The sequence below is a fragment of the Zoogloea sp. 1C4 genome (assembly GCF_009469605.1).
Lineage (GTDB): Bacteria > Pseudomonadota > Gammaproteobacteria > Burkholderiales > Rhodocyclaceae > Zoogloea > Zoogloea oryzae.
Genome location: NZ_SSXU01000006.1, coordinates 52,313 through 75,590 on the forward strand (window position 1 = coordinate 52,313; position 23,278 = coordinate 75,590).

A 23,278-nucleotide genomic window follows, 5' to 3' on the forward strand; every position below is an offset into this window, starting at 1 on the left:
ATCTTTGTGGCGCTGCAATTCTTTTGCAATCAAACAGTTGTACGGATTTTCCGAAACCACCCGAAGACCGTTGAGGGCTGCGGCTTTGCGTCGCATCATGCCCATTACGGGTTGGTTGCGCCGTCCTTCTTCTTGGGCTGGATGGTGACCTGCACGCGACCCTGCTGGCTGGGCAGGGTGGTGGCGTTGGGGCCGTTGGTGACCAGGTAGGTTTCGGTGACGCCGTTGAACTGGATGTACTGGCCGCGCACTTCGTCCTCGCCGCTCTTCACGCGGGCGCGGAGGAAGAACTGGGAGAGCTCGCTGCGGGCGTCGTGTTCGATGCGCTCGCCTTCGCCGTCGACCCACTCATTCTTGCCTTCGCGCTTCTGGCGGAAGCGGGCGAGGCCGCCGTCGCCGCCGGTGGCGATGCCGCGCTGGTAGCCTTCCTGATCCTGGCTCACCACCAGCTTGTCGCTGCGGATGGTGAGGGTGCCCTGGGTGAGCACGACGTGGCCTTCGAAGATGTGGATCTTGTTCTTGTCGTCCACCGTCACCTTGTCGGCCTCGATGTTGACCGGCTTGCCACGGTCGGCCTTTTCGGCGTGGGCGGGAGCGGCCAGCGCGAGGGTGGCGATGGCGATGAGGGGGGCGAGATGGGCGTGCAGCCGGAAGAATGGTTTCATGGTTTCGGCGTCGGGGTGTTTCGGTAGATGGTGCCGCGGACCTGGCCCTGCAGACGGACCTCGCCGACGATGTTGTCGCTTTCCATGCGCTGGGCGTTGATCACCGTCTTGCCCTGGGTGAGCACCACGGGTTTGTCGGAGCGCATCTTCTCGTCGTCGGGCCAGACGGTCATTTCCTCGGTGCGGAGGGTGGATTCGGGCTTGCCGGCGGTGGCGTCGCGGCGGACGAAGACGTTGTCGGTGAGGACGACGGCGTCGCCGTCCTTGTTGACACGGGCGAAGTTGGATTCGACCCACACCGGCTCGGGCCGGTTGAGGTAGTTGAGGCGCGGGCGGACGAGTTCGGTGGTTTCGTCGTCGGCGTAGTGGACCATCCGGTCGGCTACCAGCACGTACTGGATCTTGCCGGTGAGGTCGAATCGGCGGACGGTGAGCTTGTCGGCGGAGAAGTCGGCCTCGTGCGCTTTTTCGGCCCGTGCGACGGCCGGCTGCTGGGTGACCCGGTCGAGCCACACCGAGACGCCGGCGAGGAGGGTCAGCACCACGAGGGGGAAGAGGCTGTGGCCCCGGCCGTTCATCGGGCGCTCCGCGAAGTGTGGGTTGCGGCTGCCATCAGATGACCTTGGCGAGCATCAGATCGTGATGGTTGAGAGCGCCGATCAGGCGGCCGGTGGCATCCGCCACCAGCAACTGGCTGATGCGCCGGGTCTCCATCATCTCGGCGGCCTCGACGGCGAGGGCTTCCGGGTGGATGGTGCGCGGGCCGCGGCTCATCACGTCGGCCACGCGGGCGGTGGTGAAGTTGCAGCCGCTGGCGAGCGAGCGACGCAGGTCGCCGTCGGTGTAGATGCCGACGATGAGCTGGTCGGTGTCGACGATGGCGGTCATGCCCATGCCGGCGCGGGTCATCTCCATCAGCGCGTCGGCCAGCAGCGCGTCTTCGGTGACCTGCGGAACGGCGGCGCCGCTGCGCATCACGTCGGAGACGTGGGTGAGCAGGCGTCGGCCGAGGGCGCCGCCCGGGTGCGAGCGGGCGAAGTCGTCGGCGCCAAAGCCGCGGGCGTCGAGGAGCGCCACCGCGAGGGCGTCGGACAGGGCCAGGCTGGCGGTGGTGCTGGCAGTCGGGGCCAGGTTGAGGGGGCAGGCTTCTTCCTTCACCGCGCCGTTGAGATGCACGTCGGCCTCGCGGGCGAGGGGCGAATCCGGGTTGCCGGTGATGGCGATCAGCCGGGCGCCCTGGCGCTTGACGAGGGGGACGATCTTGAGGAGTTCTTCGCCGGAGCCGGAGTAGGACAGGGCGATCAGCACGTCGTTGGCGGTGATCATGCCCAGGTCGCCGTGGGCTGCCTCGGCAGCGTGCACGAAATACGCAGGCGTGCCCGTGCTGGCGAGGGTGGCGGCGAACTTGCGCCCGATGTGGCCCGACTTGCCGACGCCCGACACGATGACCCGGCCGCTGGAGGCGAGGATCAGGTCGACGGCCTTGACGAATTCCGGGCCAAGCTGGTCGGCGAGCGCGTGAACGGCTTCGGCCTCGATCTCGAGGACGCGGCGGGCAAGGGCGAGGACGCGGTCGTGCGCAGCGGGATTCGGGGCGGAGCTCATGGGCGGCGTGGGTATAATCGGGCTCAGGAGTATATCAGATCGACTATTCCGCCCGTCCCGGGCGCCCCTTGCTGCCTTCCATGGTCAATACCCTCGAGCTTGTGCTCGCCCTTCTTGCCGGCGCAGTGCTGGTGGTCGGAATCTTCCGGTCGCTCAACCTGCCGCCGGTGCTCGGTTACCTGATGGTCGGTGCGGCCGTCGGGCCCCACGCGATGAACCTGATGCCGGATACCGGCGGCGCGCGCTACCTCGCCGAGTTCGGCGTGGTGTTCCTGATGTTCACCATCGGGCTGGAGTTCTCGCTGCCGCGGCTGTACAGCATGAAGCGCATCGTGTTCGGGCTGGGGGCGATGCAGGTGCTGGCGTCGATCGTGCTGGCGATGATCGCCGGGCGCATCGGCGGGCTGGGCTGGGGCGCCGGTTTTGCGCTGGGCGGCACGCTGGCGATGTCGTCCACGGCGATCCTCTCCAAGCTGCTTTCGGATCGCCTTGAGCTGGATTCCAAGCACGGCCGCGAGACCATCGGCGTGCTGCTGTTCCAGGATTTGGCGGTGGTGCCGCTCTTGATCCTGATCCCTGCGTTGTCGGGGCCGGCCGATGCGCTGTTCGAAACCCTGGCGCTGGCGACGGCCAAGGCGGTGGCGCTGCTTTCGCTGGTGCTGTTCTTCGGCCAGCGGGTGATGCGGACGTGGTTCTTCTACGTGGCGCGCCAGAAGTCGGCCGAGCTGTTCATGCTCAACGTGCTGCTGATCACCCTCGGGCTGGCGTGGCTGACCGAGATCGTCGGGCTGTCGCTGGCGCTGGGGGCTTTCCTGGCGGGGATGCTGATCTCCGAGACCGAATACCGCTACCACGTGGAAGAAGACATCAAGCCTTTCCGCGACGTGCTGCTGGGGCTGTTCTTCGTCACGGTGGGGATGTTCCTCGACGTGGGGCAGATCATCCTCAGCCTGCCAGCGGTGCTGGCCATGCTGGCGGCGCTGCTGGTGGGCAAGTTCCTGATCGCCGGGGCGGCGTCGCGCCTGCTGGGCAGCCCCCAGGGCACCGCGGCGCGTACCGGCCTGTGGCTCTGCGCGGGGGGCGAGTTCGGTTTTGTGCTGTTGTCGCAGATTGACGAGGCCAGGCTGCTGCCTGCGGCGTTGTCGCAGGTGGTGGTGGCGGCGCTGGTGCTGTCGATGCTGCTGGCGCCGCTGATCGTGCAGGCCAGCGAGAAGATCGTGCTGCGTCTGGTGCCGTCGGAGTGGATGAGCCGCTCGCTGCAGCTCACCAGCATCGCCACCCAGTCGATGTTCGTGGACAAGCACGCGATCCTGTGCGGCTTCGGCCGGAACGGCCAGTACCTCGGGCGCCTGCTGGAGCAGGAGGGCATCACCTACATCGCGCTGGATCTCGACCCGGAGCGGGTGCGCGAAGCCGCCGCGGCGGGCGAGACGGTGGTGTTCGGCGATGCGGCCAAGCGCGAGACGCTGATGGCGGCGGGCATCGCCCGGGCGTCGGTGGTGGTCATCACCTATGCCGATACCGACGCGGCGCTGCGGGCGATGAGCATGGTCCGGGCCTGCCGGCCGGACGTGCCGGTGGTGGTGCGCACCGCCGACGAGCGGGACCTGGAAAGGCTGCAGGAGGCCGGTGCCGCCGAGGTGGTGCCGGAGTCGGTGGAGTCGTCGCTGATGCTGGCCTCCCACGCGCTGGCGCTGGTGGGGATTCCGCTGCCGCGCATCCTCAAGCGCATCCGCGAGATCCGCGCCGAGCGCTACCACCTGCTGCGCGGCATCTACCGGGGCGGCGAGCACCTGCATGAGGAATCCCTCGAGGAGCGCCAGCAGGTGCGTCTGCACTCGGTGCCGCTGGACGCTGGCGCCTACGCGATCGGCAAGAGTCTCGCCGAGCTGCGCCTGAAGGAGCTGGGCGTGGAGATCACCGCGGTGCGGCGTCAGCGCATCCGGGTGGTCGACCCGGTGCCCGAGACGCGGCTTGAGCTGGAAGACGTGCTGGTGTTGCTGGGCACGCCGTCGCAGATATCCAGCGCCGAGACCCGGCTGCTGAAGGGCGTCTGAGCCTCAGTAGGCGGCGCACACGGTATAGACCGTCGCGTCGTTTAGATCGGCCTGGGCAACAGCCGCGCCGCCCGACAGCAGGCGGACGGTGCCGGTGGCTGGCAGGCCGTCGTCCATCGCGATATCCACCTGCCGGGCAAAGGTGCCGGCGAGGTTTTCCTGGCAGATGAAGAAGCTCCCGCCCCAGCCGGCGAGCGGGCTGGCGCTGGTGACGCCGATGCGCCCGCTGAAGGCATTGCGGGGCAGCCAGTCGGCGATCACCACGCCTTCGGCGCCCGGATTGCGGCTGTCACCGCTGGCCAGGTTGGCGAGGCGCACGTGCTGCCAGAAGAGCACGGTTTCGTCGGTGGCGGTGGTGGAGTTCCAGGCGCCGTCGATCCGCCCGTTGCCGGAGGTGCCGCCGGTGGTGGCGCGCACCGCGCCGGTCAGCCGGTTGGCAACGCCGGCGTCGTCGCCGGGCAGGGCGCGGAAGCGGTCCTGGTAGGCGTAGATGTAGGTGGCGGTGTTGCGGAAATCGCCGATGACGTTCTTCACCTTGGCGCTGTTGATGAGCTCCTGCCCTTTCAGGATGCCGCCGAGCAGCAACCCGATGATGACCAGCACGACCGCGATTTCAACCAGGGTGAAGCCCTGTTGCCGAACCTTCATTTAGCCTCCCGTGAGCAGCCCTGCACGGCGCGTGCAAGGCAATGTCTATTGATACAGTACGGGTATTCTAATGCAGATTGGCTTGCCGGTGAATGCCAATGGCCTCAGGTGGCCCGCGTCGGCTGGATGACCGTCGCCGCCGGGGCGGCGAAGATCCGCGGGCCTTGCAGGCGATACACCGGCACGTAGCCCTTGCCCTTGAGCATCAGGAGGATCGGCTTGGCGAAGGCGAAGGCGCCGTGCAGGCGTTCGAACGCGCGGCTGTCGCACTGGATGGTGCTGGGCTCGCCCTCGGTGCACAGGCGGAAGGCGAGATTGACGGTGTCGCCCCACAGGTCGTAGATGAACTTGGCGCGGCCCACCACACCTCCCACCACCGGGCCGGAGGCGATGCCGATGCGCACCTCGAGTTCGAGCCCGTCGGTGAAGTCGTGGTTGCGCAGGGTGGCCTGCATGTCGAGGGCCAGGGTGGCCATCGCCGCGTGGGGTTCGATCGGGTGGGCGTGCAGCCCGCCGGCCACCATGTAGCCGTCGCCGATGGTCTTGATGCGTTCGAGGCCGTGCTGTTCGCACAGCTCGTCGAAGCGGCAGAAGATCCGGTTGAGCATCTCGAAGACCGCCTTGGGCGTCATGCCGCTGGCGATGCGGGTGTAATCCACGATGTCGGCGAACATCACCACCACCTCCGGGTGGCCGTCGGCGATGGTGCTGGTGTTGTCCTTGAGGCGGGCGGCGATGGGAGCCGGCAGGATGTTCAGCAGCAGGCGCTCGGAGCGCTCCTGGGCGAGGCGTAGCTGGCGGTGGGCGTCGGCGAGGCGTTCGCGGGTCTTGTTGCGCTGGCCCATCGCAAAGCGCAGCTGGACGTAGATCACCAGGGCCACGAGCGTCACGTGGCAGGCCAGGGCGAGGGCGGAGGGCTGGGCGGTCGTCGGCAGCAGGGCGCCGGCGGCGAGCGTGATCGCGACAAAGCCAGCAAACCACGGCGCGGACCCTTTTCCCCCGAGACACAGCAGGCCGGCGGTGGGCGCGAGGATGGCCCACACGGGCAGCCCGGCGGTGGCCGGCGTCGGCCCGAGGAGCGCCTGGGCCGCAAAGGGGAAGGTCAGCATCAGGCCCAGCTGCAGCGGGCCGTACAGGCCGCCGCGCCGGTGCCGCCTGAAAAGCAGCAGGTTGATCCCGGCGAGCACGGGCACCGCCGCGACGGCGAGCGCCATCGGGTTGCCGTCCACGAGCAGATTCCCCGCCAGCCAGACCAGGGCTGCGGTGGCAAAAAGCACGCTGGCCAGATTCAGGCGGATTTTCCTGATGCTGGCTTCGTCGTCGTCGTCGGGGTGCGCGCCGATGTCCAGGATCGCCCTGAGAAAGCGGCGGACTGGATGGCCGGGCGGGGGATAGAGCCAGGGCTCCGGCATCGGATTTCCTGCGGAAGTGAACCGTGACAAGTTTCACGTCTGCGGGAAACGGGGGTCAAGCCGCTGCACCGGGCTGATTGTCGGGATGTGTGTCGTAGTGCGCAGCACGGTGCATCCGCAGGGCGGGGCTCAGGGCAGCGTGCCGGCGCTGATGAGGCGGTGGGCGAGCAGGTTGGGCGACAGCCAGGTGACGCGGTCGTCGAAGCTGCCGCCGGGCGCTGCGGGATTGTCGGAGGCGGGCCGGCTGAAGAACAGCTTGCCATCGGCGCTGGCGTTGCGGGCTTCGTCGCTGCCTTCGGGGGGCGCGGCGAGTGCGTTGCCCTGCTGGTCGGTGGCGCCGAGGCCGTTGGCGCCGTGGGAGAGGATCACCGCGGGGCTGCGTCCGCCGTCGGTGGTGAGGAAGAGCTCGGCGCCGTCGAGATTGCGGGTCTTGATGTCGAGATCGCCATCGGCGAGGTTGGCCTTTTCGCCCGTCACGACGTTGCGGATCGGCTGCACGTATGGCGCGGCGACGGCGTAGCGGAGGCGGCGGGACCAGCCGTCCAGCCCGGCGATGCCTAGGGTGGCCCAGGGCAGCAGGCCATTCTGCTTGCGGCAGGCGGTGGGGCTCACGCGGTCTTCGGCGCCGTCGGTGGCGCTTTTGGCGGGGCAGGGGAGGTAGCCCTTGCGCACCACGAAGCCGAGCAGCGCGTCGCGGGCTTCGCCGAGGGCGTCGTCGGTGACGGCTTCGGCCCGGCGGGCGAGGTGGGCCGACAACCCGACGGTGAGCCCGCCAGCGAGGAGGGTGAGGACGAGCAGCACGACGGCCATCTCGACGAGGGTGAAGCCGCGGTGGCGCCGGGGCGTTGCGGGGTGGTTCACGGAATGCATAGGGCGATGTCGGCGCTGGCCGGGCGGTCGGGCGCAGGGATGGCGAAAGTGGTGGGCAGGCTGCCGAGCTGGCCGCTGGCGAGGGCGGCGAGGGTGTCGGCTTCGAGATAGTTGCGGGTGACGAGGCGGTCGGCGGGATCAACCCTGCGCTGGCTGGCGTCTGCACGTTCGCCGCCGAAGATCAGCGCGCCGCGGCAGCGCCGTCCGATGCCGGCGAGGCAGTCGGTGCCGTCTGCGCAGCGGGCGTAGCGCATGGCCTCGGCCCAGTTGGCGACGGCGTCGCGCAGGGTTTCGTTGCGGCAGGTGCCGGTGAGCTTGTCGAGCGCGGGCAGGCGGCCGAGTTCGACCGGGCCGACGCGCTCCGGCGCCACCGCCGCGGGCAGGCTGGCGAGGCAGTCGGCGCTGGCCTGGATTACCTGCTGCAGCCAGCCGGCGTAGCTGGGCCGGCGTTTGAGCTGGCGGTAGATGTCGTCGGTGGTGATCGCCGCCAGGCGGTCGTTGCCGGCGCTGGTGCGGACGGGGGTGATGCCGTGGGCGTCGGCGGCTTCGAGGGCTTCGACGTATTCGCGCACCTGGCGGGCTTCGGAGTCGCCGCCGCAGCGGGCCGGGCCGGCGCTGCGGGATTGGCCTGCCTGTGGGGCGCCAGCGGCAATGACGAGGGCCGCGGCGCGGCCGCTCTGGTCGCCGGCAAGGGGGCGGGTGGCGCCTGCGTCGTCGATGAGCTGGAAGCTGCCGGTGCTGTCGCTGTTGAGGGCGTCGGGCTTGGGGTTGTTCTTGAAGCTGCCGGAGACGGCGTACCACAGGCATTCGCCGTTGCCGTCGCGCAGGTCGGGCAGGTTGAGGGTGAGGTAGGGCAGCCGGCCGATGCTGGTCTGGCCCTTGGTGCCGCAGGTTTCGGACGAGCCGTCGCCGTCGAGGTCGGGGCAGGGCAGGTAGCCGAAGTCGGCGTTGGCATGCTCCCGGTTGCGGTAGGTGGCGGCGTAGCCGAGGAGGGCTTCGCGGGCGGTGGCGAGGGCGTCGGCGGTGCGGGCCTCGCGGATGAGATCCCGGTGGGCGGCGCTGTCCTGGCGCGACAGCAGCCAGCCAAGGCCGCCCACGGCGAGGAGCACGATCAGGGCGGGCAGGAGCATCCCCCGTTGCCGGCGCCGGGCGGGCCCGGTGCGCATCAGGGGGCGCCGGTGTTGAGGGGGGAGTCGCCGACGCGCAGCAGGTGGTGCCGGCCGTCCGGGGTGGTCACGCGGGCGCTGGCGTCGTCGATGCGGACCTGGCGGGTGTCGGCGGGGGTGGCCTGGCCGTCGACGAAGATCACGGGCCTGCCGGCGCTGCGGGTGATGATGCCGTCAAGGCGCGGCGGCGGGGCTGGCGTGGCGTCGGGCTGCGGGGGGCGGTCGATGCGGGCGCGTTCGGCTGGGGTGTGGAACAGCCGGCCGAGGGATTCAGCCCGGGCTGCGGGGCCGGAAAGGAGCGGCAGGGTGACGGCCAGGGCGGCAAGCGCCGCGGCGTGGGTGGAGAACATGCGCATAAGCCCATAAATCTAGCATAGTCTGCGCCGCGCAGCCTACCCGGCGGCTGTCAGTGGACGGCGAGGACGCGGTTCTTGCCGGAGCGTTTGGCGATGTACATGGCCTTGTCGGCGCGGTCGAGGGCCTGCTCGGGGTCTTCCCCTTCGAGCAACTGGGCGACACCGGCGCTGAAGGTGATCAGCAGCTTTTGCTGACGGGCCAGGAAGAAGCGCTTGGTGAGGGCGCGTTGCAGGCGGACGAGGGCGGCTACGGCGGCCTCGAGGCCGGTGTCGGGGAGCAGGATGACGAACTCTTCGCCGCCGTAGCGGGCGACGGAATCCTGCGGGCGGATGTTCTCGCGGACGACCTCGGTGAGGTGCTGGAGCGCCTCGTCGCCGGTCTGGTGGCCGTGGATGTCGTTGATCTGCTTGAAGTTGTCGATGTCGAGCAGCCCGAGGCACAGAGGCGTGCCGCGGCGCTGGGCGAAGGCGGTCTCGCGGGCGAGGGCTTCGTCGAGGCCCTTGCGGTTGAGGACGCCGGTGAGCGGGTCGTGGCGGATGAGCTCGCTGGTCTGCTCGAGTTCGTGCTGGAGGCGGGTGATCTCGGTGTTGGCTTCGTCCACGCGGCTGCGCAGGGCGACGAGCTCGTCCCGGGAGCGGGCGGTGGAGGCCTGCACGCTGCGGGTCTCGCGCATCACGTCGGCGATCACGTCGGTGAGCTCGGCGATGTCCTGGGCGGCGGCGATGCGTTCGGCGGAGCGTTCGATCTTGGCGTGGTAGTCGCCGGTGGAATCGGTGAATTCGCCGAGGCGATCGACGAAGCGCGAGAGCATCTCCTTGAGGCGCAGCTGGGCGTCGGAGAGCTCCAGCTTGATGGCGCTCTGGCGGTCGATCACGTCGCGCAGGCGGCTTTCGAGTTCGCCCAGCACGCGCACGTCGAGGGGGTGGGCGAACATCTCGCCCATCAGGGTGATCTGGCCGTGGAGCCAGCGGTCGTCCACCACCAGCTCGCCGATGTTCTCGAGGATGAGTTGGAGCACGCGCTGGAGGGCGTCGCGCAGGGCGTGCTGGTCTTCGGTGGCCCATTCGAGGCCGGCGCGCAGCTTGTCGAGACGCTGCTGCAGCGCGTCGGCGGGAAGGCGGAGCGGCTGCTGGCGCAGGGCGACGGCCAGCTCGCGGGCTTCGGTGGCGAAATCGGCGTCGGCGGGGCGGGCCTGGCTGGCGATGCTGTCGAGCAGGGCGGCCAGCATCTCGGCAACGGCCGGTGTGGCGGGATTGGTGCGATCGACGGGGGCCGGCGGGGCAAGATCGCCGATCGGGGCCGGCGGCTCGTCGTCGTCGGCGTTGCGGCTCCATGCCCGCAGCAGGCCCTGGAGCCTTTCGGCGAGGCGTTCCGGGTTGGTGCCGGAGGCGCTCAGCACGCGGTCGAGCATCTCGCGCTTGCGGGCCTGGGTGAGGCCGGCCTGGCGTCGGTCCCATTCGGCGATCAGGTCGCGCAGCAGGCTGCCCCAGTTGATGCCCTGGCTGTCGGTGGCGGCGATGGCGTTGGTGATGGCCGCGCCGAGCCCGGCCCAGTCGGCCTGGGCAACGGCGGTGTCGAAATCCCGAGCGATGCGCAGGGCTTCGTGGTTGTGCCGGGGCAGGGAGGCGGCGATCTGCTTGAGGGCGCGCTCGGGGAAGGCTTCGTCGGCGGGGGTGCCGGCGATCTCGTGGTAGAGGGTCTGGTAGTTGTCGGGAGTGGGGGCGATCCGGCGCAGGGCCAGTTGACGGAAGGCTTCGCGGGCGATGTCCGAGGGATGGCTGGGTTCGTTCATGGCGTGTCTGCGCTGGGCGGTTTGCGAGCTGCCATCTTCATCTCAGGCCCCGGTGCCGGGTGAGGGTGGGTGACGGCGCTTCTGGTAAGCCCGTTGAATAACGGCCGTGCCCCACATGCCTTGAGGCTGTCGGGCGCGGCCGTCGCAGAAAAAAAACGAAAAAATGAAACCCGGCGGCTATTCGGCCAGGCCGTGCTTGAGCCCGTAGTGGGTGAGTTCGGCGTTGTTGCGCAGGTTCATCTTCTCGAGGAGACGTGCGCGATAGACGCTGACGGTCTTGACGCTGAGGTTGAGGGCCTCGGCGATCTCGGTGGGCGTCTTGCCGGAGGCGATCATGCACAGGGTTTGATACTCGCGATCCGAGAGCTTTTCGTGGGGCGGCCGTTCGCTGTCTTCGCCGATGGCGTTGGCGAGCTCTTCGGCGAGGGACGGGCTGACGTACTTCTTGCCGCTGGCCACCTGGCGGATTGCGGTGACGAGGAGTTCCGGCGCGCTCTGCTTGGTGAGGTAGCCCGCCGCGCCGGCCTTGAGGGCGCGGATCGCGTATTGCTCTTCGGGATACATGCTGAGGATGAGCACCGGCAGGCGCGGGAATTCCTTCTTGATGATCTTGAGGGCGTCGATGCCGTTGCGGTCGGGCATCGAGACGTCCATCAGCACCACATCCCATTCGCCCGAGCGCACCAGCTGCACGGCCTGCACGCCGTTTTCGGCTTCGCCGGCCACGGTGAGATCGGCGGTGTCGGAGAGGATCTGGCGCAGGCCCTGGCGGACGATGGCGTGATCGTCGGCGATCAGTACGCGGATGGGCTTGCTCATGCAAGGCTCCTGGTGGGGTTGGGCTCGTCCGGTGAGGCCGGCAGAAGGGGCGCGCGCAGGGCGAGGCGGGTCCCGTGGGGCTGGATGTCGGTGAGATCCAGGCGCCCGCCGAGACTGGCCAGCCGTTCGCGGATGCCCCGCAGGCCGAAGGAGCGGGGCTTCTGCAGATCGGTCGCGTCGAGGCCGCAGCCGTTGTCGGCGATCTCGAGCACCACTTCGTCACCTTCCTGCATGAGTCTCACGTTCACCTCGGTCGCGCCTGCGTGCTTGCTGACGTTGGTCAGCGCTTCCTGGAACACCCGGAAGAAAGCCAGGGCCGTATCGTAGTCCGGGTCGAGGTCGTGGTCGGTACAAAGAATGTTACAGGCGATGCCTGTCCGTTGGGCGAAGTCCTCGCCCTGGGATTCGATCGCCGCGGCGAGGCCGAAATCCTTGAGGATGCCCGGCCGCAGCTCGCGGGTGACGCGCCCCACGGTGGCGATGGCGTCATCCACCATCCGCCCCACGTTGCGGGCGCGCTCGCGGGCCTGGGCGAGGTTCACGTCAAGTTTGGCCTCGAGGAGGGACATCTCGAACTTCATGGCAACGAGGGTACCACCAAGCACGTCGTGCACGTCCCGCGCGATGCGTTCGCGCTCTTCTTCCTTGATGCGTTGCAGGTGATTGGAGAGGGCTGCGAGCTGGCTGCGGGATTCGCGCAGGTCGGCCTCGACGTGCTTGCTGTGGGTGATGTTCCACATCACGCCTTCCCACACCACGGCGCCCATCTCGGACAGGCGCGGCGAGCTGCGCAGGTTGATCCACTTCTGCTCGCCGGTGGAGAGCTGGATGCGGCCTTCCCAGTTGAGGGTGGAGAGGTTCTCGGCCGACACGCTGGCGGCCTCCATGAAGCCGGGCAGGTCTTCGTTGAGCAGCCAGTTCATCCAGCCGGCCGAGCTGCCGATGAGCTCCTCGGCCGAGGTGCCGAAGAGCATGGTTGCGGCTTCGGACAGATACTGAAAGCCGAGCATGCCGTCCGGCGTGTAGCCCATCTGGAAGACCACGCCGGGGATGTTGTCGGTGAGGGCGCGCAGGCGTGCCTCGCTCTGGCGCAGGGTCTGTTCGGCCTGGCGCTTCTCGCGGCGGTTGACGACTTCGCGCATCTCGCGCTCGACGGCGGGCACCAGGCGGTCGAGCTTGTTCTTGCTGAGATAGTCGTGGGCGCCCGCGCGCATCGCGGCAATGGCCTCGTCTTCCTGCATCACCCCGGAAACGATGATGAAGGGCAGATCGACGCCGAGCTCCTGCGTCCGGCGCAGGGCCGCCTGGGCATTGAAGCCCGGCAGGTTGTGATCGCACAGGATGACGTCCCAGCTCTCGCGCTGCAGGGCTTCGAGCAGGCCTTCCTCGGACGCCACCTGCAGGTAGGTGGGGGCGTAGCCTGCGTTACGGAAGCGATGCAGCAGCAGGATGACGTCGTTTTCGGAGTCTTCGATGAAAAGCAGGCGGATCGGTGGCTTGGCCGGGCCGACAGGAGAGAGGCTGGGGACGTCCGGCTTCTGGGCGGTAGACATGCGCTGAGTAGGGGCTGCGTGGTTGGGTCGCTTTGTGTTTATAATCCGGCCCTCGCCGGGGCCTGCGCCACTCCCAAGGATAGTTCAGGCCGGCCTTTGCCGTCCATGCATATCGGGATGTTTCCGGCGTGGCCGGAAGGCGGCGATCTGCCGGTGTAGCTCAGTTGGTAGAGCAGCGCACTTGTAATGCGAAGGTCGAGGGTTCGATTCCTTTCACCGGCACCATTGGATTCAAGGAGATAGGCCGATCCGTCTGGGTCGGCTTTTTCATTGGGCTCGCGCGGCGGAAGAGTCCGCCCGGCTTTTCTTCTTCCTCCAGCATCAACTCTGCATCCTGAAATGCATGGAATCGTGGGTTACATCATCATCGGCGGATGCGTCGTCGTCGCGCTGGTGGCGGTGGCATCGTTTGTGATCGACATGCGGCAAAGCCGGCAGGGCGCTGAAAAGCGGCGCCGGCTTTCGTCGCGCCTGACTGGAAAGTGACCCCGCCATGAAAACCTATCTGCGCGTACCGTTTGCCGAGAAGGACGAAGCCAAGCGCCTGGGCGCGCGCTGGGATCCGGCGAAGAAGCTGTGGTACGTCCAGAGCGTTCCCAATCTCGCGGCCTTCGAGCGCTGGCTGCCGGCCCAGGGGGATCTGGTGGAGGCCGCCGCGAAGCCGGCGCCAGCCGTCCGCACGAAAGCGGCGCAGGTGCAGACCGGGCCGCGCTACTTCGAACTGCACTGCGACTGCCTGCCGTGGGTGGGCTGTGCGGCGTGCGGGCCGGTGGTCGAGGCCCGGGGCTGGCGCGCGCCGGCCTAACTGGGCGGGGCCGCGGTCGCCTTGCATCGGGGGTGAGGCGACGCGTTTCGGGTATTCCGGCATCAAGCTCGTCCGGCCGGGGTCGTTAAGTAATGGCCCCCAGCTGTCAGCCGCGACCATGCAGATCCGTATTCACGCCAAACATCCCAAGGACGGTCGGTCATTCAAGATCACGATGGTGAACTTCCCCGACGACCGCGCCGACGATTTTGCCCGCAGCGTCAAATCCCTGGCCAAGGTCACGTATGGGCCGCTACTCCAGCAGCTTGTCACCGAAAAGGCGCCGGAGGCTCGCCGCGATGCCTTCTTCGACACCCTCTTCAACAGCATCTGCGGCGAGTTCCACATGTTCGGGAGCCAGTTCGACTTTACCGATTCGATGGATCGGCAGCCGGTGGATCTCTTTCGCAACTTCCTGAGCCTGTGCGCGTCGGTCTATACCGCCCAGACCTTTGGCTGGCTGCCGACAACGGCGCTCCTGCAGGCGCCGGACAAGACGTCGACACGGGGCTGAAGCCGCGGCGTTGGCGGGCTTTCCTGATGACGAATCCGACCGCCTGATGGTGATGATGCAAAAAAAGCTTGACGCAGTAGTTCGACTTGTCTAATATGGCGTTTCTCCGACGCGGGGTGGAGCAGTCTGGCAGCTCGTCGGGCTCATAACCCGAAGGTCGCAGGTTCAAATCCTGCCCCCGCAACCAGTTTCAAGCGTCTAGGCCCAATCACTCAGGTGGTTTGGCCTTTTTGCTTTTGCTCGCGCTTTTGGCGCCGGGTTCGGTGGCTTTGTTGGGTGCGCCGGGCGCTGGGTTCCGCATCCGGGGCGATCGCCGCGTGCCGGGCGGTCCGGCCTGGTTACCCCAGCCAGTGCAGCAGGGCCGAGTACAGCCGTTCCGGCACGACCGGTTTGGGCAGGAAATCGTTCATCCCGGCGCCAAGGCAGTTGGCCTTGTCCTCGCTGAAGACGTTGGCCGTCATGGCGAGGATGGGGACGGTCTGGCGTTCCGGGAGCAGGCGGATGGCGCGGGTGGCAGAGAGACCGTCCATCTTGGGCATCTGCATGTCCATCAGGATCAGGTCGTAGGCCTTGGCTGCGGCCTTGGCGACGGCCTGCTGGCCGTTGTCGGCGGTATCGACCTCCAGCCCGACGGTGACGAGGAGTTCCTCTGCCACCATCTGGCTGATCGGCTCATCTTCGACGAGCAGCACCGATTTGCCCTGGGCGATCGCCATGAGGGCGGCCTCGGCCTGGTGAAGCGATGGCAGGTCGTGGTCGTCTGCGCCCTCGGCGCCCTTGTCGAGCAGGGCCGTGAACCAGAAGGTGCTGCCTTCGCCCGGCGCGCTGCTGACGCCCACGGTGCCGCCCATCAGTTCGGCCAGCCGCTTGGTGATCGCCAGCCCGAGGCCGGTGCCGCCGTATTCGCGGGTGGTGGAGCTGTCGGCCTGCTCGAAGGATTCGAAGATCTTGTCGAGGGCCTCGGCGGGGATGCCGATGCCGGTGTCGCGCACCTCGAAGCGCACGCGCACCTGCGCGCCCGCGTCGGCTTCGATCTTCACCCCGATGGTGACGCTGCCCCGCTGGGTGAACTTGATGGCGTTGCCCACGTAGTTGAGCAGGGCCTGCTGGATGCGGGTCTCGTCGCCGACGACGCCCGGCAGGTCGGCCGGGGCGTCGATGCACAGCTGGAGGCCCTTGTCGGTGGCGCGGTCGTGCATGATCGACGCCACGTTGGCGAGCAGCGTGGGGATCCGGATGTGCTCGGCGCAGAGGGTGAGCTTGCCGGCCTCGATCTTGGAGAGGTCGAGGATGGCATTGATGATCTCCAGCAGGTGGCTGCTGGCGGCCTCGATCTTGGTGAGCCGGTCGGCCTGCTCGGGGGTGACGCCGGTGCGGTGCATCAGGAAGGCCATGCCGGTGATGGCGTTGAGCGGGGTGCGGATCTCGTGGCTCATGTTGGCGAGGAAGGTGCTCTTCGCCACGTTGGCCGATTCGGCGGCGTTGCGGGCGACTTCGAGCTGCTCGGTGCGCTCCTGGACGAGCACCTCCAGGTGGGTGCGGTGCAGCTCCAGCTCGTGTTCGAGGGCCTTGGTGGCGGTCACGTCGGTCACGAAGCCGTACCAGACGATCCGGTCGTCCTCGCCCCGTTCGGGCATGGCGTCCACGTGCAGCCACTTGATCTGGCCGTCGGGGTGGCGAATGCGGTAGTCCACGAGCCAGCGTTCCATGCTGGTGGCCGACTGGTGGAGCGAGCTGAAGAAGCGCTCACGGTCGTCGGGGACGAGGAGCTCCCGGATGCTGGTGGCGTCGGATTCCACCACCTCGGGGCTGACCCCGTAGATCTCGCGCACCGCGTCGCTGGCAAAGGGGAAGGCGCCGGTGCCATTCGGGTGCTGGTAGTACTGAAAGACCATGCCGGGGACGTGGGCGAGGATCTTGCGCACCTGTTCGGTGGCGGCCACCTTGGCGAGCAGGGCTTCCTGGTCGACGATGGACTGGAGCAGCCCGTTGAAGGCGTTGGCCAGCTTGCCGATCTCGTCGTCCTGCCCGACCGGGAGGGGCTGGCGCGGACGCGTGCCCTGGCGCATCTCGTCGAGCAGCACGGCGGAGCGCTCCAGCGGCTGCAGCTGCCGGCGCACCCACCAGCCGGCGATCAGGCTGGCCAGCAGGGTCAGCGCCACCGCCGAGAAGAGCAGCCGCTGCTGCATCTGCCGGACGACCAGGAAGGCTTCCTGGGTGGGCAGGACGGACTGCATCAGCCAGCCGGTGTTGCCGATCCTGACCGACGACGACAGTTCCTCCACCCCCCGCGAGCTGACCGCGACACCCGAGCCCTCGTGCCCACCGAGATAATGGTCGTACACCGGATTGACCCCGGGTGCGGGGCCGGTCTGCATCACCCGGCGCTTGTCGGACGAGGCAATGAAGGTGCGTGATCGGGTGTCGGTAACCAGGAAGTCGCCGGTGTGGCCGTACTTGGCGGTGCTGATCTGATCCAGGAAGTTCGGTTCGCTGAGGTTGGTGACGCCCAACACTGCACCCAGGTAGCGCCCGTCCGGCGCCCGGATCGGCAGGGCGAGGGTGATGACCGGGACGCCGGTGCGTTTGCCGACGCGTGGCTGGCTGATGACGGCCTTGTCGGCGTCTCGCACCTCGGGCAGAAACGGCAGGTCGCCGTAATCGGTGCCGGTGCGGTCGAGGGAGGACGGTATGCTGGCCAGGGCTAGGCCGTCCGCATCCACCACGACGACCCCCCAGTTGAACAGCGGGTCGAGCCCGGCCTGGGATTCGAGCAGTGCCTGGGGGCTGGCGCGGCGCAGGTCGCCGTGGCGGCCCAGGTGCCGGGCGAGGCGGTCCAGGATGACGCTGCGCTCATTCACCGAGCGGTGGATTTCGGAGGCGATGAGGGAGACCGTCGAGTACTGCTGGGCCGAGATGGCCGATTCCATGTCTGCGCGCAGATACTTGCCGATCACGAACATCACGATCCAGATCGACGCGACGGAAACGCAGAGCGATCCGGCGACCAGCCTTGTTCTCAACGACTGCCATGAAAGGCCGGTCATCAGGTGTTCTCCAACGATTTCTTTATTTTGATTGCCGGTGCGGGCTGCCATTGGCCCGATCGTGGTCGGGATGGGCGGTGGGGGCACCGGTGCCGTGCGTGCGGCGTGCGTTTTTGCGGCGGCCATGACTGCAACGCCCCGCGGTGGGCCCGATGTAGCGATTACGGTCGCGGACGATGAAAGGTTTAGGCCCCCGTCGCACGCGGGGGCGGGCGGGCTGGGCTCAGCGCTGGGCTCTGAACTGCGCGGCAAATGCCTGCGCGTCGGGCAGAAACGCGAAGAAGTCGGCTTCGAGCCCGGCAAACGCCTCCAGGAGTTCGGCGCCAGCCCCCGCCAGCGGGTTGGGCTGACGCAGCCGGAAGCGCGCCATCCGGTCCAGGGCGAGGGCGACGCTGGCGGCGTCCCGGTAGCTGGCCAGCCAGTCGTGGGTGGCCATGCGTTCGAAGACCGGCATGAAGCCGGCGGGCAGGGGGGCGGGGTGGGTGGCGATCAGCCGGTAGGTTTCGGCGGTGAAGTCGGTGAGCGGTCGGGGGCTGAACTGCTGCCAGTGCAGCGCCAGGAAGTGGTCGTAGAACATATCGACCATCACCCCGCTCACCCGCCGCCGGGCGTCGCTGATCCGGGCGCGGCTGCGACGGAAGGCCGGGTGGCCGTCGGCAAAGCTGTCGATGCGCCGATGCAGCGCGACGCCTGCCGCGAGGGCCTCATCCAGCCCGGCCGGCAGCGGCCCCTTGACGAAGTCGCCGATCACCCCGCCGATGCGGTCGGTGGCGAGCGGCCCGGCGAGAAAGGCGTGGGCGAGGTAGTTCATGGGCGTGGCGCGGGGAGTCGACGGGGCGCGGACGGTTGGCCGCGGCAGTCATTTTGCGCCGTTGGGGCGGGCGTCGGGCAGGGTTTCGCGGGCCGGGCCGCCGTCGATGCTGCGCGCCGGGTCAGGCCCGCAGGTAGTGGGTTTCCTTGAGCTCTTCCATCACCACGTAGCTGCGCTGCATCACCACGCCGGGCAGGTAGCTGTGCAGGGTGCACAGCAGGTCGTGGTAGTCCTCCAGGGCACCCAGGCGGGCCTTGATGAGGTAGTCGAAATCCCCCGACACCAGATGGCATTCGGTGATCTCGTCGAGTTTTTCGAGGGATTGACGGATCTCGTCGAGCACCTTGGGCGACTTGTTGGACACCCGGATCTCGATGAACACCAGCACCCGCAACCCCAGGGCGAGCGGGTTCACGCGGGCGTGGTAGCCGGAGATGATGCCTTCGCGCTCCAGGCGGCGGACGCGTTCGGTGCACGGGGTGGCGGACAGCCCGACCTGGGCGGCCAGATCGGTCATGGTGACGCGGCCGTCCTGTTGCAGGGCGTGGAGGATCTTGCGGTCGATGGGATCGAGGGGGCGCATGGGCTTGGCGTGCTCTCAGGGCGTATGAAAGCAGGGCGCCGAAGCGCCCTGCGGATGGAAGGGGATCAGCGTCGCTTGCCGGCAGCGGGGCCGTCGGCGGGGGGCGGGCCGGCGCGGCGGGGGCCGTCGGCTTCGAACTGGGCCTTCAGCTCGTCGGCCTTCTTGCGCTGTTCGGGGGTGAGCAGCTGGTAGATCTGGTTGGCGCCGGCGGCGCGCAGCTGGGTGATCGCCGCCATGGCCTGGGCTTCGGTTTCGGCCAGGGCCTTCACCCTGGCTTCGTCGTAGTTGCCCGAGAAGGTGAGGGCACGCAGGTCGGCGTGGGCCTTGCGGGCTTCCTTGGCCTTGTCGCGGATGGCCGGGGCCTGCTCGTGCATGATCTTGAAGATCTGGTCGCGCTGGGCTTCGGTAAGTTTGAGTTCGCGGATGAACGGGGGCATGTGCATGCCGCCCTCGAAATGATCCATCCCGCCGCGCATGCCGAAGCGCGGGCCGTGGCCGTCGCAGTGGGGGCCGCCGTCCATGGCCTGGGCGGCGAAGGGGAGGGCGGCGGCGGTGGCAGTGACCAGGGCCAGGGGGATCAGGATCTTCTTGCGGAGGTTCATGGCGTTTCCTTGGAGGGCTTGGGTTGTCGGATCAGGCTGGTCGGGTTGCCTGCCTGATGGGATGAAATTTCGCATTTGCCGGTGTTAATGGCGGTTGTCGGCGGGTAAATGCGGGTAAAGGGAAAGTTCGGGTTTGTTACCGCGCGTGCGCCCGTCGCCGCGGCCGTCGGCCTTGTCCTCGCGCTCGCGGGCGCGCAGGGCCTGCAGGCGGGCCTCGACGATCTGCACTTCGGGGCTGTCGTCGCGGGTGCTTTTTAGGGCTAGCTGGAACTGCTCCATCGCCGCCTTGTTGCTGCCCGACAGGGCGTAGAACTCGCCCTGGTGCCGGTGGGATTTGAGCGGGCTGCCCAGCGCGGCCCAGGCTTCGGCGGCCTGTTGGTGCAGGGTGGCGTCGCTGGGGCGGACGAGGAGCTGGGCGTCGATGAAGGCGGCGGCGGTCTTGAAGTCACCGCTCTTGATGAGCAGAGCGGGGTAGTCGTACACCAGCTGGAGATGATCGGGATAGCGCTTGAGGGCAGCTTCGTAGCGCGCCCGGGCGGCATCGCTGCGGCCTGACTGGCTGAGAATTTGACCGGCCAGGGCTTCGAGCATGGGGTGGCGGAAGCCGTCGCGGGCGAGGCCATCGACGGTGGCTTCGGCGGCGGCGAAGTGGCTGGCCCGTAGCTGCGCCGCGGCGAGGCCGTAGCGGGCGGCGATGCGATCCCGGTAGCGACCTTCGGCCAGCTCGGCGGTGAGGCGCTGCTCGGCGTCGCGGGGCTGGCCTTCGTAGCTGCGCACGAGGGCGCGGGCGAGGTGGTAGTCCTGGCTGTCGGGCACCTGCCGGTAGGGCTGGGTGAAGGCGCGATCCTCGGCCTCGGCGACCCGCTGGGCGGTGAGCGGATGGGTGCGCAGCCAGGCCGGGGTGGTGCCGGCATCCACCAGCCGGGTGTTCTGCTGGAGGCGCTCAAAGAAGGCGGCCATCGCCCGCGGGTCGAAGCCGGCGCGCACCAGCAGCTGAAAGCCGATCCGGTCGGCCTCCTGCTCGTGCTCGCGGGTGTAGTTGATCATGCTCTGCTGCTGGGCCGCGGTGGCGCCGGTGGCGGCGGCCATGGCGGCTTGCCCGTTGCCGGTGCCGGCGGCGAGGATGGCGGCCACCATCGCGGCCATCGACAGCATCTGGGTGCTCGACTGGGCGGCAATCTGCCGCGCAATGTGGTGCTGGCTGACGTGGCTGATTTCGTGGGCCAGCACCGAGGCGAGCTCGCTCTCGCTCTGGGTGGCGGCGATGAGCCCGGTGTGCACGCCGATATAGCCGCCGGGCAGGGCGAAGGCGTTGAGTTCGTTGGAATCGATCGCGAAGAAGCTGAAGTGCTGGCCGGTCAGATCGGGGTCGGCGGCCACCAGCCGGTGGCCGAGGGCGTCGAGATAGGCGTTGATCTCCGGGTCGTTGAGCATCGCGCCGGAGGCCCGCAGGCTGGTCATGGTCTGCTCGCCCAGGGCTCTTTCGCTCTGGCGGGAGAGGGCGGTCTCGGCCGAATCGCCCAGATCGGGCAGGCTGATGGCGTGGCTACCGCTGCTCCAGGCCAGGGCGGTGACAAGGGCGATCAGGCGGACGCGTCGGGGCATGGTTTGGGCACGGGGCTCGAAGACAGGTGAAATCTTCGGGCACGGCGCTGTTAAGCCCGGTTCGCAACATGTAAAGGCATGTAAAGGCGGGTAAAAGCCCGGCCGTGAAATTTCGTGGCGGCCCGCCGGCCCGTATCATCTGCAGCAGGTTTTCCAGAAAGCAGGTGCGGGATGAGCAAGGTGTTGCTGGTGGATGACGACGTTGAGCTGTCGTCGATGTTGCGGGAGTACATCGAACAGGAAGGCTTCGAGGCCGACGTGGCCAATGACGGCGAGGCCGGTGTGGCAGGCGCCCTGACCGGCGACTACGCCATCGTGGTGCTCGACGTGATGATGCCGCGCCTGGGCGGGATCGAAGCCCTGCGGCGCATCCGCGCCCACAGCCAGGTGCCGGTGATCATGCTCACCGCCAAGGGCGACGACGTGGATCGCATCGTCGGGCTGGAGCTAGGTGCCGACGACTACGTGCCCAAACCCTGCACCCCGCGCGAGCTGGTGGCCCGCCTGCGGGCGATCCTGCGGCGCACCCAGGACGTCTCCCCGGCCGATGTCGCCAGCGGTCCGCTGGTGGCCGGCGCCCTGCAGATGTGGCCGCAGATGCGCCGCGCCCAGTGGCGGGGTGAGCCGCTGGAGCTCACCAGCACCGAATTCAATCTGCTCGAACTGCTGGCCCGCAGCGCCGGCCGGGTGGTGACCAAGGCCGAGCTGTCCGAGCAGGGGCTCGGGCGGCCGCTGGCGCGCTTCGACCGGAGCATCGACGTGCATCTGTCGAGCATCCGCCACAAACTGGGCCCGCGGCCCGACGGGCGCTCGTGGATCGAGACGGTGCGCGGGCTGGGCTACCAGCTGATCCGCGAGTGAAAGGCGCAGCGTGAGATTCGGTCGGCTGTTCTGGAAGTTCTTTTTTGCCTTCTGGCTGGCACTGTTGTTGGCGGGCGTCGGCGTGGGCAGCGCGGTGTGGTGGCACCAGCAGAAGGAGCGTGAGCGCATCGAGGCCGAGCGCGATCCGCTGCTGAACGGCGGCCCGCGGGTGACGCTGGCGCTGTCGGCGGCAGCCTCGGTGCTGGCGCACGGCGGCCTGCCGGCCCTGCGCGATCTCGTCGCCGAATGGCGTGGCGAGCGGATGCCGCGGATGTTCGTGGTGGACGAGGCGGGGCGTGAAGTCTTCGGGCGCGAGGTGGGCGTCGATCTGGTGGCTGACGCCCGGGCCAAGGCGACCTCGGACGACCCGCGTCGCCCCGCCCGGCTGGCCTCCACGCCGGACGGTCAGCGCCTGTTGCTGTTCGTGCCCCAGGTGCCGGGCGAGCGCTTCGAGCCCCGCCATGACCTGCCGCCCGGTATGGGCCCGAGGCCGGGTGAGCCACCCCGCGGCGGGCGTCCGCCCTTCGACCGCCACGGCCCGCTGCCCCCCAACCCGTGGGTGCCGATCACCACCGGGCTGATCGCCAGCGTGGTGTTCAGCGCGCTGCTGGCCTGGTATCTGGCGCGGCCGATCCGCAACCTGCGCTGGGCCTTCGGGGCGGTGGCAAATGGCCAGCTGGAGACCCGCGTTGGCCCGCTGATGGGTGCGCGGCGCGACGAGATCGCCGATCTGGGCGGCGACTTCGACCGCATGGCCCAGCAGATCCAGAATCTCATCGGCGCCCAGCGTCGCCTGCTTCACGACGTCTCCCACGAGCTGCGCTCGCCGCTGGCCCGCCTGCAGGCCGCCATCGGCCTTGCCCGGCAGGACCCAGCCAAGCTCGAGGCGACCCTCGACCGCATCGAGCGCGAGGCCGTGCGCCTCGACGAGCTGGTCGGCCAGCTCCTCACCATCGCCCGGCTGGATGCCGGCACCCGCGACAGCCGCAGCGAACCGGTCGAGCTGTTCGATCTGGCCGCCGCCATCGCCGACGACGCCCGCTTCGAGGCCCACACCCGCGGCCGCGAACTGACCTTCACCGGCGAGGGCGAGGCAGAAGGCGAGATGCGGGTCGAGCTCGTCCAGCGCGCCTTCGAGAACGTGATCCGCAACGCGGTGAAGTACACCGCCGAAGGCACCGTGGTGGAGGTGCGCGCCAGCGCGGCGGACGGGCGCTTCGTGCTCACCGTCGCCGACCGCGGGCCCGGCGTGCCAGAGGCCGACTTGACGGCGATCTTCGAGCCCTTCTACCGCAGCCCCGCCGGGCAGTCGGCAGGCGGCTTTGGACTCGGGCTTGCCATCGCGCGGCGGGCAGTGGAGGCCCACGGCGGGCGCATCGCGGCCAGCAATCGCCCGGACGGCGGGTTGGTGATGGAGATCGTGCTGCCCTTCGGCCCCGCTGCTGCGGCGCAAAAAATGCCTTGAAAGAAAGTTGGGCGCAGCCGCGGCCTGCTGTTAGAATGCGC

22 protein-coding genes and 2 tRNA genes are annotated in these 23,278 nt (G+C 68.6%); 8 read left to right on the forward strand and 16 right to left on the reverse strand.

The genetic code is table 11. The features are described 5' to 3' along the window. Window positions 1-104: 104 nt before the first annotated feature. From lptA to GH681_RS09185, 3 genes are read right to left on the reverse strand one after another with little or no spacing between them, the layout of a single operon-like run. On the reverse strand, window positions 105-665 hold the full coding sequence (gene lptA, locus GH681_RS09175; RefSeq protein WP_153161176.1) for a lipopolysaccharide transport periplasmic protein LptA: 561 nt from the start codon (window positions 663-665) through the stop codon (window positions 105-107). Beyond that, a complete protein-coding gene (gene lptC / locus GH681_RS09180; RefSeq protein WP_153161177.1) occupies window positions 662-1,243 on the reverse strand; it encodes an LPS export ABC transporter periplasmic protein LptC in 582 nt (193 codons plus the stop codon). Before lptC ends, lptA begins: the two co-directional genes overlap by 4 nt. Window positions 1,244-1,277: 34 nt before the next feature. Then, window positions 1,278-2,270 carry an SIS domain-containing protein gene (locus GH681_RS09185; protein WP_153161178.1) on the reverse strand — a complete coding sequence of 331 codons (993 nt, stop codon included), beginning with the start codon at window positions 2,268-2,270 and terminating at the stop codon, window positions 1,278-1,280. 80 nt (window positions 2,271-2,350) lie between these two features. On the opposite strand from GH681_RS09185, the gene GH681_RS09190 reads away from it, so the two are divergent. After that, window positions 2,351-4,327, forward strand: a complete 1,977-nt coding sequence (locus GH681_RS09190; RefSeq protein ID WP_153161179.1) for a cation:proton antiporter — start codon at window positions 2,351-2,353, stop codon at window positions 4,325-4,327. Between the two features lie 3 nt (window positions 4,328-4,330). Here the strand turns inward: GH681_RS09190 and GH681_RS09195 are convergent, their stop codons facing one another. The 8 genes from GH681_RS09195 to GH681_RS09230 form a co-directional block, all read right to left on the reverse strand. Continuing rightward, entirely contained in the window at window positions 4,331-4,975 is a 645-nt protein-coding gene (locus tag GH681_RS09195; protein WP_153161180.1) for a prepilin-type N-terminal cleavage/methylation domain-containing protein, read from the reverse strand. Between the two features lie 104 nt (window positions 4,976-5,079). Next, entirely contained in the window at window positions 5,080-6,387 is a 1,308-nt protein-coding gene (locus GH681_RS09200; protein ID WP_153161181.1) for an adenylate/guanylate cyclase domain-containing protein, read from the reverse strand. A 129-nt stretch (window positions 6,388-6,516) separates the two neighbouring features. Then, on the reverse strand, window positions 6,517-7,257 hold the full coding sequence (locus GH681_RS09205; protein ID WP_153161182.1) for a prepilin-type N-terminal cleavage/methylation domain-containing protein: 741 nt from the start codon (window positions 7,255-7,257) through the stop codon (window positions 6,517-6,519). Continuing rightward, window positions 7,245-8,387: a hypothetical protein gene (locus GH681_RS09210; protein WP_153161183.1), complete on the reverse strand. Its 1,143-nt coding sequence runs from the start codon at window positions 8,385-8,387 to the stop codon at window positions 7,245-7,247. Before GH681_RS09210 ends, GH681_RS09205 begins: the two co-directional genes overlap by 13 nt. 35 nt (window positions 8,388-8,422) lie before the next feature. Beyond that, window positions 8,423-8,773, reverse strand: coding sequence for a hypothetical protein (locus GH681_RS09215; RefSeq protein WP_153161184.1), 351 nt, complete (start codon window positions 8,771-8,773; stop codon window positions 8,423-8,425). A 56-nt stretch (window positions 8,774-8,829) separates the two neighbouring features. Next, window positions 8,830-10,572, reverse strand: a complete 1,743-nt coding sequence (locus GH681_RS09220) for a diguanylate cyclase (RefSeq protein ID WP_153161185.1) — start codon at window positions 10,570-10,572, stop codon at window positions 8,830-8,832. Between the two features lie 177 nt (window positions 10,573-10,749). Continuing rightward, window positions 10,750-11,391, reverse strand: coding sequence for a response regulator transcription factor (locus GH681_RS09225; RefSeq protein WP_153161186.1), 642 nt, complete (start codon window positions 11,389-11,391; stop codon window positions 10,750-10,752). Further along, window positions 11,388-12,944, reverse strand: coding sequence for a histidine kinase (locus GH681_RS09230; RefSeq protein WP_153161187.1), 1,557 nt, complete (start codon window positions 12,942-12,944; stop codon window positions 11,388-11,390). The genes GH681_RS09225 and GH681_RS09230 overlap by 4 nt, the downstream gene beginning before the upstream one ends. Window positions 12,945-13,093: 149 nt before the next feature. Here GH681_RS09230 and GH681_RS09235 point away from each other — a divergent pair. The 5 genes from GH681_RS09235 to GH681_RS09250 all read left to right on the forward strand — a co-directional run bounded on the left by GH681_RS09235 (window position 13,094) and on the right by GH681_RS09250 (window position 14,450). Then, window positions 13,094-13,169, forward strand: a tRNA-Thr gene (locus tag GH681_RS09235). 126 nt (window positions 13,170-13,295) lie between these two features. Beyond that, window positions 13,296-13,430 (forward strand): hypothetical protein, encoded by a 135-nt coding sequence (locus tag GH681_RS23935; protein WP_255425183.1) that lies wholly within the window; start codon window positions 13,296-13,298, stop codon window positions 13,428-13,430. Window positions 13,431-13,437: 7 nt separating this feature from the next. Then, entirely contained in the window at window positions 13,438-13,749 is a 312-nt protein-coding gene (locus GH681_RS09240) for a DUF5710 domain-containing protein (RefSeq protein ID WP_153161188.1), read from the forward strand. A gap of 118 nt (window positions 13,750-13,867) precedes the next feature. Beyond that, window positions 13,868-14,263 carry a hypothetical protein gene (locus GH681_RS09245; RefSeq protein ID WP_153161189.1) on the forward strand — a complete coding sequence of 132 codons (396 nt, stop codon included), beginning with the start codon at window positions 13,868-13,870 and terminating at the stop codon, window positions 14,261-14,263. A 110-nt stretch (window positions 14,264-14,373) separates the two neighbouring features. Beyond that, window positions 14,374-14,450: transfer RNA gene (locus GH681_RS09250), tRNA-Met, on the forward strand. Window positions 14,451-14,601: 151 nt separating this feature from the next. Here the strand turns inward: GH681_RS09250 and GH681_RS09255 are convergent. The 5 genes from GH681_RS09255 to GH681_RS09275 all read right to left on the reverse strand — a co-directional run bounded on the left by GH681_RS09255 (window position 14,602) and on the right by GH681_RS09275 (window position 20,911). Further along, on the reverse strand, window positions 14,602-17,310 hold the full coding sequence (locus GH681_RS09255) for an ATP-binding protein (RefSeq protein ID WP_194271187.1): 2,709 nt from the start codon (window positions 17,308-17,310) through the stop codon (window positions 14,602-14,604). A 223-nt stretch (window positions 17,311-17,533) separates the two neighbouring features. Continuing rightward, complete coding sequence (locus tag GH681_RS09260) at window positions 17,534-18,121, reverse strand: ACP phosphodiesterase (protein ID WP_153161191.1); 588 nt, start codon at window positions 18,119-18,121, stop codon at window positions 17,534-17,536. A 121-nt stretch (window positions 18,122-18,242) separates the two neighbouring features. Continuing rightward, complete coding sequence (locus GH681_RS09265) at window positions 18,243-18,704, reverse strand: winged helix-turn-helix transcriptional regulator (RefSeq protein WP_153161192.1); 462 nt, start codon at window positions 18,702-18,704, stop codon at window positions 18,243-18,245. Between the two features lie 65 nt (window positions 18,705-18,769). After that, the gene (locus tag GH681_RS09270) at window positions 18,770-19,306 is read right to left on the reverse strand and encodes a Spy/CpxP family protein refolding chaperone (protein WP_194271188.1); all 537 of its coding nucleotides are present in this window, start codon (window positions 19,304-19,306) and stop codon (window positions 18,770-18,772) included. Window positions 19,307-19,390: 84 nt separating this feature from the next. After that, on the reverse strand, window positions 19,391-20,911 hold the full coding sequence (locus GH681_RS09275) for a M48 family metalloprotease (RefSeq protein ID WP_153161194.1): 1,521 nt from the start codon (window positions 20,909-20,911) through the stop codon (window positions 19,391-19,393). Between the two features lie 171 nt (window positions 20,912-21,082). On the opposite strand from GH681_RS09275, the gene GH681_RS09280 reads away from it, so the two are divergent. After that, window positions 21,083-21,772 (forward strand): response regulator transcription factor, encoded by a 690-nt coding sequence (locus tag GH681_RS09280; RefSeq protein ID WP_153161195.1) that lies wholly within the window; start codon window positions 21,083-21,085, stop codon window positions 21,770-21,772. A 10-nt stretch (window positions 21,773-21,782) separates the two neighbouring features. Continuing rightward, window positions 21,783-23,237 carry a HAMP domain-containing sensor histidine kinase gene (locus GH681_RS09285; protein ID WP_153161196.1) on the forward strand — a complete coding sequence of 485 codons (1,455 nt, stop codon included), beginning with the start codon at window positions 21,783-21,785 and terminating at the stop codon, window positions 23,235-23,237. Window positions 23,238-23,278 lie beyond the last annotated feature (41 nt).